General features: G+C 67.8%; 13 protein-coding genes. 1 reads left to right on the top strand and 12 read right to left on the bottom strand.

All coding sequences use genetic code 11. The features are described 5' to 3' along the window. Positions 1-190: 190 nt before the first annotated feature. Genes queD through D6682_00410 form a run of 9 tightly spaced genes read right to left on the bottom strand, consistent with a single transcriptional unit; the run spans position 191 to position 9,107 of the window. A complete protein-coding gene (queD, locus tag D6682_00450) occupies positions 191-562 on the bottom strand; it encodes a 6-carboxytetrahydropterin synthase QueD (protein ID RMH53001.1) in 372 nt (123 codons plus the stop codon). A gap of 12 nt (positions 563-574) precedes the next feature. Then, complete coding sequence (locus tag D6682_00445) at positions 575-973, bottom strand: hypothetical protein (protein ID RMH53000.1); 399 nt, start codon at positions 971-973, stop codon at positions 575-577. Further along, positions 970-1,920, bottom strand: coding sequence for a protein translocase subunit SecF (secF, locus tag D6682_00440; GenBank protein RMH52999.1), 951 nt, complete (start codon positions 1,918-1,920; stop codon positions 970-972). The genes D6682_00445 and secF overlap by 4 nt, the downstream gene beginning before the upstream one ends. 15 nt (positions 1,921-1,935) lie before the next feature. Beyond that, on the bottom strand, positions 1,936-3,519 hold the full coding sequence (gene secD / locus D6682_00435; protein RMH52998.1) for a protein translocase subunit SecD: 1,584 nt from the start codon (positions 3,517-3,519) through the stop codon (positions 1,936-1,938). 4 nt (positions 3,520-3,523) lie between these two features. After that, positions 3,524-3,871: a preprotein translocase subunit YajC gene (gene yajC / locus D6682_00430; GenBank protein RMH53005.1), complete on the bottom strand. Its 348-nt coding sequence runs from the start codon at positions 3,869-3,871 to the stop codon at positions 3,524-3,526. A gap of 55 nt (positions 3,872-3,926) precedes the next feature. Continuing rightward, positions 3,927-5,060, bottom strand: coding sequence for a tRNA guanosine(34) transglycosylase Tgt (locus tag D6682_00425; protein RMH52997.1), 1,134 nt, complete (start codon positions 5,058-5,060; stop codon positions 3,927-3,929). Then, complete coding sequence (locus D6682_00420; GenBank protein RMH52996.1) at positions 5,057-7,921, bottom strand: spermine synthase; 2,865 nt, start codon at positions 7,919-7,921, stop codon at positions 5,057-5,059. Before D6682_00420 ends, D6682_00425 begins: the two co-directional genes overlap by 4 nt. Positions 7,922-7,966: 45 nt before the next feature. After that, a complete protein-coding gene (locus tag D6682_00415; protein RMH52995.1) occupies positions 7,967-8,437 on the bottom strand; it encodes a single-stranded DNA-binding protein in 471 nt (156 codons plus the stop codon). Between the two features lie 46 nt (positions 8,438-8,483). Beyond that, positions 8,484-9,107 (bottom strand): histidine phosphatase family protein, encoded by a 624-nt coding sequence (locus D6682_00410; protein RMH52994.1) that lies wholly within the window; start codon positions 9,105-9,107, stop codon positions 8,484-8,486. A 173-nt stretch (positions 9,108-9,280) separates the two neighbouring features. Here D6682_00410 and folE point away from each other — a divergent pair, with 173 nt between their 5' ends. Further along, entirely contained in the window at positions 9,281-9,880 is a 600-nt protein-coding gene (gene folE, locus D6682_00405; GenBank protein ID RMH52993.1) for a GTP cyclohydrolase I FolE, read from the top strand. Positions 9,881-9,893: 13 nt separating this feature from the next. Here the strand turns inward: folE and D6682_00400 are convergent, their stop codons facing one another. From D6682_00400 to D6682_00390, 3 genes are all read right to left on the bottom strand, one after another. After that, entirely contained in the window at positions 9,894-10,709 is an 816-nt protein-coding gene (locus tag D6682_00400) for an iron permease (protein ID RMH52992.1), read from the bottom strand. After that, on the bottom strand, positions 10,706-11,119 hold the full coding sequence (locus D6682_00395; GenBank protein ID RMH53004.1) for a transcriptional repressor: 414 nt from the start codon (positions 11,117-11,119) through the stop codon (positions 10,706-10,708). The genes D6682_00400 and D6682_00395 overlap by 4 nt, the downstream gene beginning before the upstream one ends. Positions 11,120-11,351: 232 nt before the next feature. Continuing rightward, entirely contained in the window at positions 11,352-13,025 is a 1,674-nt protein-coding gene (locus D6682_00390) for a hybrid sensor histidine kinase/response regulator (protein RMH52991.1), read from the bottom strand. Between the last annotated feature and the right edge of the window lie 185 nt (positions 13,026-13,210).

The raw sequence follows: 13,210 nt of genomic DNA, 5'->3' as shown, positions 1-13,210 counted from the left end.
GGTCTTCGATCCCCTTACAAATCCGTCGGTTGCGTCTGCAACCTCCGGATTTGCGCGACCCTCCATGGTCGCGATGATGGTTTCTTGCGAAACCATCATTTGTGATGGAATCGCAAAAAGTCCCTCCGTGGACCTCCTGCTTGACTACAGCACCATGGCCGTGACGCTCGACCGGCTCACCCGCTCCCGGCTACTCCCGGTAGCAGACCCGGGTGGCGCAGGTCTCCCCGATCTCCACCGCCGCCACCCGCACCCCCTCGTCGCGCAGCCGGCGGCGCATGCGCCCGAACAGCTCGCGCGCCACCGCCTCGCTGGAGGGGTTGATGCGGTCGAACGGCGGGATGTCGTTGAGGTTGTAGTGGTCCCAGTCGGCCAGCGCCGCCTTGAGCTCCTGCTTGAGCCGCTTGTAATCGATGGCGATGCCGAGCTCGTTGAGGCTATCGGCGGTGACGGTCAGCTTGACGCGCCAGTTGTGGCCGTGCAGCCGGGCGCAGTCGCCGTCGTAGCCGCGCAGGAAGTGGGCGGCGGAGAACTCGGTGGTCACCGACAGCTCGTAGGGCATCGGGCGCCGCCCCTAGGCCCCAGGGAGCAGCAGGGCGCAGGAGGCGCGCCGGCCCTCCCCCATCAGGATGTTCCAGGTGCGCGCCGCCGCACGGCTGTCCATGCTCTCGAAGGGGATCCGCCGCTGCCGCAGCCAGTCGCACACCGCCTGCGGGGGGAAGCGGGTGGTGCGGCCGCTGCCCAGCAGCAACAGTTCCGGCGGCTCGGCGGTGAGCCACTCCAGGTGGTCGGTGGTCATCCGCTCGAACCGCTCCAGCCGCCAGGGGCGTTCCAGCTGCAGTTGATGGATGATCAGGCTGCTGTCGATGCGGGCGGCGCCCACCTGGAAGTAGTCGGACGCGTAGCCGCGGAAGAGCGGCACGCCGGCGTCGGGATCGATGCCGACGTCGGCCCGGAAGGCGACGCCACTCAGGGGCGCGCCTCCAGCTCGCGGATGGCCGCCTCCTCCTTCTCGCGGTCGAACATCCCCTTGAGCGCCAGCATGATCGGGCTGGCGACGAAGATGGAGGAGTAGGTACCCACCAGGATGCCGGCGATCAGGGCGAAGGCAAAGTCGTGGATCACCGCTCCGCCTAGGAGGAATAAGGCGAAGACGACCAGCAGGGTGGTGAACGAGGTCATCAGGGTGCGGGCGAGCGTCTGGTTGATCGAGTGGTTGGCGACGGTCATCTCGTCCAGTCGCCGTTTGCGCCTGCGGTTTGCCTCGAGGTTCTCCCGGATGCGGTCGAACACCACGATGGTGTCGTTGAGCGAATAGCCGATCACGGTGAGCAGGGCGGCGACCACCGGCAGGGTGAACTCCTTGCCGGTCAGGGAGAAGAGGCCGAGCACGATGGTGACGTCGTGCAGCAGCGCGGCGTCGGCGCCGAGTGCGAAACGGAACTCGAAGCGGAAGGTGACGTAGAGCAGGATCGCCACCATGGCGATCAGCACCGCCATGATGCCGGCGCGGGTCAGCTCGCGGCCCACCTGGGGCCCGACGTACTCCACCCGCCGCATCTCCACCGGGCTGGCATGGAAATGGCGGTTCAGCGCATCGAGAACCCTGGCGCTGATCACCGACGACTTCTCTCCCTCCCGGTTCTGCACCCGGATGAGGATCTCATTCGGCGCGCCGAAGCGTTGGATGATCGCCTGGCCGTAGCCGGCCGGGGTGATCGCCTTGCGCACCTCGGCGATCTGCGGCGGCGTGGCGAAGCGGACCTCGACCAGCGTGCCGCCGGTGAAGTCGATGCCGAAGTTGAGCCCGCGTACCACCAGCAGCACGATCGAGGCGGCGACCATCAGTCCGGAGAGCAGAAAGGCGATCTTGCGTTTGCCGATGAAGTCGATGTCGATGTCGGGGGGGATCAGCTGCATGGGAGGGCTCCGGGATCAGATGCTCAGCCGGGCCGGCCGCCGGCCGCCGCGGGTGACGGTCAGCGCGACGATCGCTCGAGTGACGGTGATGGCGGTGAACATCGAGGCGAGGATGCCGACCGAGAGGGTGACGGCGAACCCCTTGACCGGGCCGCTGCCGAACTGGAACAGCACGATGGCCGCGATCAGGGTGGTGATGTTGGCGTCGACGATGGTCGAGAAGGCCTTGTCGTAGCCGCCGTCGATCGCCGCCAGCGGCGTCTTGCCCAGATGGAGTTCCTCGCGGATGCGCTCGAAGATCAGCACGTTGGCATCGACCGCCATACCGATGGTCAGCACGATGCCGGCCATGCCCGGCAGGGTCAGCGTGGCGCCGATCATGCTCATCGCGGCCACGATCAGCAGCATGTTGAACAGCAGGGCCACATTGGCGATCAGGCCGAAGGCGCGGTAGTAGACCGCCATGAAGAGCAGCACCAGCAGCGCGCCGATCACGATCGATTCGGCCCCCTGTTCGACCGAGTCCTGCCCCAGGCTCGGCCCGATGGAGCGCTCCTCGACCACCTTCACCGGCGCCGGCAGGGCGCCTGCGCGCAGCACGATGGCCAGATCACGCGCCTCCTGCGGCGTGAAGTTGCCGGTGATCTGGGCGGTGCCGCCGGAGATCCGCTCGCGGATCACCGGCGCCGATTGCACTACCCCTTCGAGGATGATGGCGAAGCGCTCGCCCACATGGGCCTTGGTCAGCTTGTCGAAGCGGCGCGCCCCTTTGTTGTTGAACTTCAGCGTCACCGCATATTCGTTGAAGCGCGAGTCGATCGAGACGCGGGCGTCGGCCACCTCGCTGCCGGAGAGCTCGGTGCGCTTCTTCAGCAGGTAGGGCTGGGCGACCAGCTTGCCGCCGCGCATCTCCTTCTTGCCGTAGACGATGATGTCCCCCGGCGGCGGATGGCCGGTGGCCAGCGCCTTGTCGAGGTCTCCCTTCTCGTCGACCAGCTTGAACTCGAGCAGCGCGGTGCGACCGATCAGCGCCTTGGCGCGGGCGGTGTCCTCGTAGCCGGGGATCTGCACCAGCACCCGCCGTTTGCCCTGTTTGACGATCACCGGCTCGGTGGTGCCCAGCGCATCGATGCGGTTGCGCACCACCTCGATCACCTGATCGACGGCGAACTTGCGGATCTCTTCCGCCTCCTTCTCGTCGAGGGTGAGGCGGATGGCGGCGCCGCTGCGGCGCATGGAGTAGGTGGGAAGCTGGTCATCGAGCAGCTTCTCCGCCGCCGGCCCGTCGGCGGGGTCGCGCAGCGTCACGGTGAGCAGGGGCCCTTCGGCCTCCAGCCGCTGGTAGCGGATGCGGTTCTCCCGCAGCAGGCGGCGCACCAGGCCGAGATCCTCCTCGACACTGCGGGCCACCGCCTTCTCCACGTCGACGTCGAGCACCAGGTGGACTCCGCCCTTGAGGTCGAGCCCCAGGTTGAGCGGATGGCTGAGGATCCCCGGCCACCAGCCCGGCACGCGGATCACGTTGGGCAGCGCCCCCATCAGCGAGACCAGCAGCACGGCAGCGATCAGCCAGTACTTCCAGCGGGCGAAGGAGTGCATCGGCCTAATCCGCCAGCGATGAGACGGTGTCGCGCTTGATGCGCACCCGTACGCCGTCGGCGATCTCCACCTTGAGCTGCTCTTCCTGTACGTCGACCACCTTGCCATAGATGCCGCCGGCGGTGATCACCCGGTCCCCCTTCTTCAGGCCGGAGATCATCTCCCGGTGGGCCTTGTAGCGCTTCTGCTGCGGCCGGATGAGCAGGAAATAGAAGATCGCCATGATCAGGAGCAGCGGGATCAGGGAGGCGAAGCCGCCGGCGGCGCCTCCCGCCGCGCCCGGGCCGCCTGCCGCGAAGGCGAGATTCGGGACGGCAACCAGCTGTAGTGCCGCCGCCGTTGTCTGTCGCATCATGGCTCTACCTCGTGGGAAAGGGGTTGGTCGGATGGCGGGCGGCCGCGGGGGGTCACCGCCCGGAGCGCAGGAAATCGTCCCGGAACCGCGGCCAGTCTCCATCGGCGATCGCCGCCCTGGCCCGGCGCATGAGCGCGCAATAGTAGTGGAGGTTGTGCAGCGTATTCAACCTTGCGCCCAGGATTTCGCCGCTGATGTGGAGATGGCGCAGGTAGGCGCGCGAGAAGTGGCGGCAGGTGTAGCAGGTGCAACCCTTCATCACCGGCGCCGGATCGCACCGGTGGACGGCGTTCTTGATATTGATCTTGCCCTGGTCGGTAAACAGCGTGCCGTTGCGCGCATTGCGCGTCGGCATGACGCAGTCGAACATGTCGATGCCGCGGTCGATGGCGCGAATCAGGTCCTGCGGCGTGCCCACCCCCATGACATAGTGCGGTTTTTCCTTCGGCAGGTGCGGGGCCAGCGCATCGAGCACGGCCAGCATCTCCTCCTTCGGCTCGCCCACCGACAGGCCGCCGATGGCGATGCCGTCGAGCTCCAGCCCGCCAAGCCGCTCCAGGCTCTCCCGCCGCAGGTCACCGTAGATGCCGCCCTGCACGATGCCGAAGAGCGCCTGTCCTCCATCCGGCGGCAGGTGGCGCCGGCAGTCGGCCGCCCAGCGCATCGACCGGAGCATGGAGGCCGCCGCCTCGTCGCGGGTGGCGGGGTAGGGGGTGCATTCGTCGAAGGCCATGACGATGTCGCTGCCCAGCGCCTGCTGCACCGCCATGCTCTGCTTCGGCCCGAGGAACCATTCGGATCCGTCGATGTGCGAGCGGAAGCGCACCCCCTCCGGCTCGATGCGGCAGAGCTTGCCCAGCGACCAGACCTGGAAGCCGCCGGAGTCGGTCAGGATCGGCCCCGGCCAGCCCATGAAGCGGTGCAGGCCGCCCAGCGCACGGATCACCTCGGCGCCCGGACGGAGCATCAGGTGGTAGGTGTTGCCGAGGATGATCTGTGCGCCGATCTCCTCGGTGAGGTCGCGCGGGGTCATCGCCTTGACCGTCGCCTGGGTGCCGACCGGCATGAAGACCGGGGTTTCGATCACGCCCCGGGCCAGCTCCAGCCGACCGCAGCGGGCGAACGAGGAGGGGTCTTCGGCGGTGACGGTGAAGCGGCACCCCGCCGTCCGGGCGGGGCGGCTCACCGGGCGGCGGCCTGTTCGCGTTTGAGCCGCAGCAGCAGGTCGAGGATGTCGCGGTCGGCCTCGTTGATGCCCAGCGCCCGGGTCAGGTCGGCGATCGCCTGTGTGCGTGCGCCGGATGCGGCCTCCATCAGCCCGCGGTAGTAGTAGAAGGATGGGGGCTGCTTCCTGCGCATCGCCTCCGCCCGGGCAAACCAGTCGGCCGCCTGCTTCATCCGCTTCATCTTCACCAGCACCCGTGCCACGCGGTAGACCGCCTCGGCATCCTCCGGTTCGAGCTCCACCTCCCGTCGGTAGTGGCGCAGCGCCGCCTCCAACCGATGCTTCGCCTCGTTGCAGGCGGCGAGGTTGAAGTGGGCGTTGTGGTAGCGCTCGTCAAGTTGCAGGGTGTGGCGGAAGGCCTCCGCCGCCTTGCCGTAACGGCGCAGGTCGAGCAGCCGCTTGCCCAGCCGGTAGAAGTGTTCGGCGGTGGGGGCGAAGGCCACCGCCATGCGGTCCTGCACCAGCAGGGCGTGGTTCCAGCGCGCCACGAGGCGGGGCTCCTCGGCGGCGAGGGTGTCGCGCACGCGGTGGTAGATGGTGGAGTCGTGCAACATCCGGTGGGCGTGGACGACGGCCGCGCCGGGATCCCACACCGCCCCGGGCAGCGCCGCCGCGCGCATGGCATGGTGGCGGATCGCGTGGTAGAGCCGTTTGCGGAAGCGGGAGAGATCGTGCTCACGGCCGCCGCTCATGGCGAACTCCAGCGCCGGGTGGTCGAGCGTGTTGCGCGGTGCGCGACGGTCGCCGATCAGCCGCCAGGCGTCGGTGGTGAGCAGCTGGTACTGCAGCCAGGCGGCGTTGATCCGGTGGCGCCACAGATCGCGCCGCACCAGCGGATCCTGCGCCGCCAGATCGGGGTGGAAGGCCCGGATCGGGGCGTCGGAGGCGAGCAGCAGGAAGTAGGCCGACTTGATGTAGAGCAGCGCGCAGTGGCGGAACGAGCCCTGCAGCGTACGTAGGATGATGTCGGCACCTCGATTGCCGATGCGCGAGTCCATCCAGGTGACGTAGAGGCCGTTCGGCTTGAGGTTGCGCTTGACGTCGCGGAAGAAGTCGGAGGAGTAGAGCTTGGAGGAGCTGAAGTAGAGCGGTGTGGTGACGGTGTTGAGGATCAGGTCGTAGCGCGGGGCGGGGGCGATCCGCATGAAGTGGATGGCGTCGTCGACATGGATCGCTACCCGTGGGTTCTGTTCGATGTCGTAGTTCCAGCGCCGCATGCGGAAGAGGTTGGCCCGCACCACCGGGTTGATCTCCACCACGTCGGTGTGGCCGAAGAAGCGGCCGACGGCCGAGGCGGTGGCGCCGCTGCCCAGCCCGAGCACCAGCGCCTGGTCGAGGCGCGGGGCGAAGATGGAGGAGACCGCGCCGACCACCTTCTCCGACGGATTGTTGAGTGGGATGGAGATGTAGCCGTTGATGAAGAAGTAGGGGTCGCCATCCATCCAGCTGATCGAGAAGACGTCCTGGAAGCCGCGCCAGGCGTCGGCGAAGTCGAACCGATCGAGGTTCCAGGCCAGATCGTCGCGGTCCTCGAAGCTGGTGTGGCCGATGTAGAGCAGGTTTTCGTTCCACCAGCGGCCGACCACCAGCAGCGCGCAGCAGGCCAGCACCCCGGCGGTGAGGATGGCGCGCAGCCTCCGACCATCGGCTGCGGCGATCAGCGCGATCAGGGTGAGCGCGATCAGCGCCAGCAGCTGGCCGCCGTAGGCCAGCGCGCGGTGGAGCAGCAGGGTCATCAGCAGGAAGCCGGCGCTGTTGGCCAGCGCACTGGCGAAGAGCAGCTGGCCGGAGTCGTGGGCCAGATGCTCCTCGTCGCGCAGAAGGGCGGGAATGGTGGCGCCGAAGGCGGTGGCCGGCAGCAGCAACAGCAGGGTGAGCGCGGTGATCTTGAGCAGGGTGTTGGCTGCCAGGTGGTCGATGGTCAGGTGGTAGATCCAGGCATAGCCGGTCATCACCGGCTGGAGCAGCAGCCCGCTTGCGATCATGCCGGCGGCGGCCAGCGCCAAAACCGTGGTCAGCCGCCAGCGCCAGAGACGGACCGCCGCCGCACCGAGCACCAGTCCGGTCAGCACGATGGCCAGCACGATGGCGAAGGAGTCGCGGAAGGGGCCGAGCACCATCTCGGCGATCTTGATCGCCCACAGCTGGAAGGCGGCCGAGGCGATCGAGGCGAGCAGCAGCGCCAGCCATTCGCCGCCGGTGAGCTCGACCCAGCCGATCGAAGCAGGCTGCTCGGGGGGAGGCTCGTCGCGGTAGAGGAGGAAGAGCAGCAGCCCCACCGTCAGGTTGACCCCGGCGAAGAGGATGATGGTGGTGCCGATGCCGAACCGACGCAGCAGCCAGAACTCGATCAGCAGGGCGGTGGCCGCCGCCCCCAGGTTGTAGGTGGCGTAGACGATGGAGAAGATGCGCTCGCGCATCCCCTCCCGCTGCAGTAGGTGGGCGAAGAGCGGCACCGAGCAGCCGATGAGCAGCGCCGGCAGCAGCAGGAAGGTGCAGCAGAAGAGCAGCGATCCGCCGATGCCTGCCATCGGCCAGCCGTGGTAGAGCAGGTATTCGATCGCATCGCGGCCGGCGACGAGGAGCAGCGCGATCGCGCCGATCGCCCCCTCGATCAGCCACAGCCAGCGCAGCAGCCGCCAGGCGAACAACGCGCCGATGCCGATGCCGAGCAGGAAGGTGATCAGCACCGCCGCCGAGACGACGAACTGGTCGCCGATCATGTTGCCGAAGAGCCGGCCGTAGAGGATCTCGTAGGAGATCCCGGCCAGCCCGGAGGCGAGCATGAGCAGCAACAGCAGTGCGGTACGGATTACGGCCATGCGACCATCCGGCGGTGTGTCAGGCCGCCGTGGGGATTCCGCAGGTTAGAACGGAACATCGTCCCCCGGCGGGATCTCGGCGAAGCCGCCCTCGTCGGCGAAGGGGTCCGGCGCTGCGGCCGGCTGCGGAGGAGTCGCCGGCTGGGGGGCGTAGCCCCCCTGTCGGGTCGGCTGGTGGCCGGGGGCCTCGTTGCGGCCGCTGAGCATCTTCAGATCGCGCGCCCGGATCTCGGTGGTGTAGCGGTCGTGGCCGTCGCGATCCTGCCACTTGTTGGTGCGGATCTGCCCTTCGATGTAGACCCGGCTTCCCTTGCGCAGGTAGTCGCGGGCGATCTCGCCCAGCCGCCCCCAGAGCGTCACACGGTGCCATTCGGTATGCTCCTGCAGAGAGCCGTCGCGGTTGCGGAACCGTTCGGTGGTGGCCACCCGGATGTTGGAGACGCAGGTGCCGTCTTGCGTGAAGCGGGTTTCGGGATCGGCGCCCAGATTGCCGATCAGCATGACTTTATTGAGCATTCTTCAGCCCTCCTGTAGCGGTGTCGTGCCGTGTGCGGCCACACGCTTACGCGCCGGGCGGTGCGAGGCAAGCCGTCGTCGGGGATTGCGGTCGCCGGTTGTGGAACAGCAGCTGCACTTCGCCGTCGCGCAGCCGGAGCCGACTCCAGCAGGCATAGGGCAGATGCATGCGACGGCTGGTGGCCAGCGAGGTCTCCAGCGCGATGGCCAGCAGGGTGCGGTTGACCCCCGAGTGGCCGACGATGAGCACATGGCCGCGCTCCTTTTCCAGCAACTGGCGCCAGAAGTCGCTCAACCGCTGGTAGAAGTTCTCCATCGCCTCACCGCCGGGCGGCGCCATCCCGGAGGGATCCCGACGCCACTGTTGCAGCATGGCGCCGTGGGTGGCGGCGATCTCCGCCATCGTCTTCCCCTCCCATTCCCCGTAGTGGAGCTCCTCCAGCCGGGGGTCGATCCTGAGTGGGATGCGGGCGGCCTTTGCCCAGTCGGTGGCGGGGATGCGGCAGCGCTTGAGCGGTGAGGTGATGATCCGCTCCACCGAGTCGGCGACGGCGTGCCAGACGGCGTCCATCGCCGCCCGCCCTTCGTCGGTCAGCGCGTCGTCGCAGCGGCCGCGGTAGCGGGTGCCGCCGCACAGGGCGCCGTGGCGCAACAGGTCGATGGTCAGCAATGTTTAGATCGCAAAAAGTCCGTCCGTGGATTTTTGCTTGACGGCAATCGAAGAGCGTGGCCTTCCTGGCCGCGGCTGCCGCCGATCTCGCGCCTGCTGCCGCCGCGGATGCCGCTTACGCGCTGCTTCGCTAGGGTTTGCTGTTCGGATTTTCATCGGAAGAGAGGGCGGTCATGGGCGATCACATCTTCGACATCGACGACCCGGCCAACATCGCGGCCATGGAGCATGTGCGGGCGCTGCTTGCCCACATCGGGGAGGATCCCGATCGCGAGGGGCTCCGGGAGACCCCCAAGCGGGTGCTGGCCGCCTTTGCCGAATACTTCGCCGGCTATCGCGAGGATCCGGCCGAGCATCTGCGCAAGACCTTCGAGGAGGTGGAGGGGTACGACGAGATGGTGCTGGTCTCCGACATCGATCTGCACAGCCACTGCGAGCACCACCTGGCCCCCTTCGTCGGCAAGGCGCATGTCGCCTACATCCCCGACGGCCGGGTGGTGGGGCTCTCCAAGCTGGCGCGGCTGGTCGAGGGCTACGCCCGCCGGCTGCAGATCCAGGAGAAGCTGACCATGCAGATCGCCCACGCCATCGAGGAGGTGCTCCATCCGGCCGGTGTGGCGGTGGTGATTCAGGCGCGCCACTTCTGCATGTGCCAGCGCGGTGTGCGCAAGCCCAACGCCATCACCACCACCTCCAAGCTGACCGGCGCCTTCCTGCGCAACCCCTCCTCGCGCATGGAGCTCTTTCAGCTGATCGGCATGCGGGCGGTCTGAGCACCGGCTGGATTCAGCGGGGCTCCCGCTCCGGTCGGCGACGCAGCACCATTGTCCCGAGCAGCAGCAGCACGGTGAGGAAGACGGCCATCTGCATGCCGGAGGGTTGCGGATCGTAGCCGATCAGCGCGTGCAGCAGCCCCCCCGCCACCCCGTCCGGGTCGAGCAGCGCCGAGCTGTCCCACAGGGGGTCGACCAGCGGGGGGAGGCGGTCGATCGCCACCAGGTTCCAGGCCGCCTGTGAGGCCATGCCGGCGGCGATGAGGACGAGCAGGGCGCTGACCACGGTGAAGATGCGGTCGAGCGGGATGCGGCGCAGGCCGCGGAAGACCCCCCAGCCGATCAGGATGGCGCCGACGACGCCGAGCAGCGCCCCGGCGAGCAGGCCCCACCCCTCGTCGTCGGTGGCCTGGATCGCGCCGAAGAGGAAGAAGACCGCTTCCGATCCCTCACGCATCACCGCCGCCGCGGCGATCGTCGCCAGGGCGGCGACCGGCGCCTCCCCCTGGTGGACCGCCGCGCCGACCGCCCGCATGCGTGCGCTCATCTCCCGGCCGTGGCGCTGCATCCAGAGGGTGGTCCAGCCGATCAGCGCCGAGGCGACGGCCAGCACCACGGCGTTGAACAGGAACTCACCGTCGCCGTCGAAGCTGCTCTCCAGCTGCTCCATGAAGACGGCCAGCACCACCGCACCGGCGGCGCCGACCAGTGTACCGAGGCCGATCCAGCGGCGGGCGGTGGGAACCGTGCCGGTGGCGGCGAGCAGCACCCCGAGCACCAGCGCCATCTCCAGCATCTCGCGGAAGAGGATCAGGGCGGCGGCGATCACGGTTGGAGTCGGGGGGGGGGCTGCCGGCCGGCGTCGTGCGCGCCGCAGCGGCGGCAGCGGCCGTAGAGGGTGAGGGCGTGGTGGCTGATGATGAAGCGGTGGGCGGCGGCGATCTCCTGCTGCAGCGCTTCGATCTCCGCCGAACAGAACTCTCCGATGGCGCCGCAGTGGAGGCAGATCAGGTGGTCGTGGTGGCGCTTGTCCGCCCGCTCGTAGTGTTTGCGGCCGTCGATCTGCAGCGCGGTGACCAGACCGGCCCGCTCCAGCGCCTGCAGACCGCGGTAGATGGTGGCGATGCCGATCCGCTCTCCGCGGCGCTGGAGTGCGGTGGCGATCCCCTCGGCATCCCAGTGGCCTTCGGAGCGGTTGATCAGCCGCAGGATGGCGGCGCGTTGCCGAGTCAGGCGCATGAAGCGAATGATAATCATTCTCAGTACCGGCTGTCAAGCAGCGCTGCCCGTGGTTTCGCCCTTGTCGTTCCCTATCCTTGACTAGATCGCAACAAGTCCCTCTGCGGACTTTTTGGCTTTACAGCGATCGAAGAGCGCGCTCTTCGATCCCCTTGCAAATCCATCGGTTGCATGGCAAGCCCCGGATCTGCGCGGCCGTCTTGGCCGCGGATGCCGACTTCTTGCGAAGTCGTCATCCCGGGTGTCGCGGCTGCAACGTCTGGCGGATGACGCGGCTGAGCGGGCCCATCCGGAACGGCTTGGCGATGATGCGCACCCCATCGCGCTCCTCTGCGGAGAGCTGTGTCACCTCCAGGTTGTAGCCGGTGGCCAGAATGATCGGGATCCGGCTGCCGGTGGCGCGTACCGCGCGCACCAGCTCGACGCCGCCCATCTCCGGCATCACCACGTCGGAGAGCAGCAGCGCGATCTCCGACTCCCGGCAGAAGCACTCCATCGCCTCCCGGCCGTTGGCGGCGGTCACCACCCGGTAGCCGAGCCGTTCGAGCACCGAGGCGGTGGTGGCACGGACCTGCTCCTCGTCCTCGACCAGCAGGATCGTTTCCCCCTTGCCCGGCTGCGGCTTCTCCTCCACCGGGGCGTCGGTCTCCATACCTTGCGACAGCGGCAGCGCGATCTCGAAGCGTGTGCCGGCGCCGGGCGTGCTGTGGCAGCGGATCCGGCCGCCGTGGTTCTCGATGATGGAGTGGGCGGTGGAGAGCCCCAGCCCGGTGCCTTTGCCCTGCTCCTTGGTGGTGAAGAAGGGGTCGAAGATGCGCGCCTGCAGATGCTCGGGGATGCCGCAGCCGCTGTCGGCGATGGTCAGCTGCGCCCCGCCGGCGGCGCCGGCTTCCTCTTCGGGCAGCCGCCGCAGTGTGACGCTGATCTCCCGCCGGTCGGCTTCGGCGACGGCGTCGCGGGCGTTGTTGAGCAGGTTCATGATCACCTGCTGCAGCTGGCTGTTGTCCCCCTCCACCGGCAGCTTCTCGTCGGGGATCTCAATGGTGATCGTGGTGTGGGAGGGAATGCCGATGCGTGCCGTCTCGACGGTGTCGCGCAGCAGCGCGCACAGGTCGAAGCGGCGCTTGTGCTCCACATCCTTGCGTGCGTAGTTCATCAGTTGGCGGACGATGGCCGAGGCGTGGTTGGTCAGCTGCTCGATCTCCTCGATCTGCGCGCGCACATAGTCGTCATCCTTGCCCAGCCGCGATTTGGCCAGGTAGCTCTTGCCCCGCACGCCGACCAGCATGTTGTTGAAGTTGTGCGCCACGCCGCTGACCAGGGTGCCGATCGCCTCCATCTTCTGGGCGCGCAGCAGCTGCTGCTGCTGCAGCTCGTTGCGCCGGGCGATCTCCGCCTCGAGTTCGCGGTTCTTCCGCTCCAGTTCGGCCAGTTTGTCCTCCAGCTTGTGGATCAGCCGCTGGTTGTAGCGCTGCAGCGCCTCTTCCTCATCCTCGATCGCCGGCTCGCTGGAGGTGATGGCGCCGTTGCGGTAGGCACGCATCAGCTCTTCGAAGGAGGCCAGCAGGGCGTCGGGATCATGGGGCTTGACGATGAAGCGGTCGGCGCCGAGGTCGAGGGCGAAGCGGCGATCCTCGTCGGTGGTGTAGGTGGCGGTGTAGAAGACGAAGGGGATGGCGCGCAGCCCGGAGTCGGCCTTGCAGGAACGGCAGAGGCGATAGCCGTCCATCACCGGCATCAGGATGTCGCTGACGATCAGGTCGAAGGGCTTGCGTCGCAGCAGGGCGAGCGCCTCCTCGCCGTTGGCGGCGGTGACCACCTCCGCTCCCTGTTTGCGCAGCATGAACTCCAGCATGTAGCGGTTTTGCTCGATGTCGTCGACGACGAGGATCCGTTCGTGGTTCATTTTGGATCAGATCGCAAAAAGTCCGTCCATGGACTTGTTGCTTGACGGGAATCGAAGAGCGCGGTCTTCGATTCCCTCACAAATCCTTCGCTTGCATGCGCAAGCTTCGGATTTGCGCGGCCGTCCTGGCGCGGATGCCGGGTTCTGCGAATCCGTCATTTTACTCTCATCGCAAAAAGTCCGTC

The organism is Zetaproteobacteria bacterium, assembly GCA_003696765.1.
GTDB lineage: Bacteria > Pseudomonadota > Zetaproteobacteria > Mariprofundales > J009 > RFFX01.
Note: the sequence above shows the minus strand (reverse complement) of the source record. Positions and strands in the feature narration are given on the sequence as shown.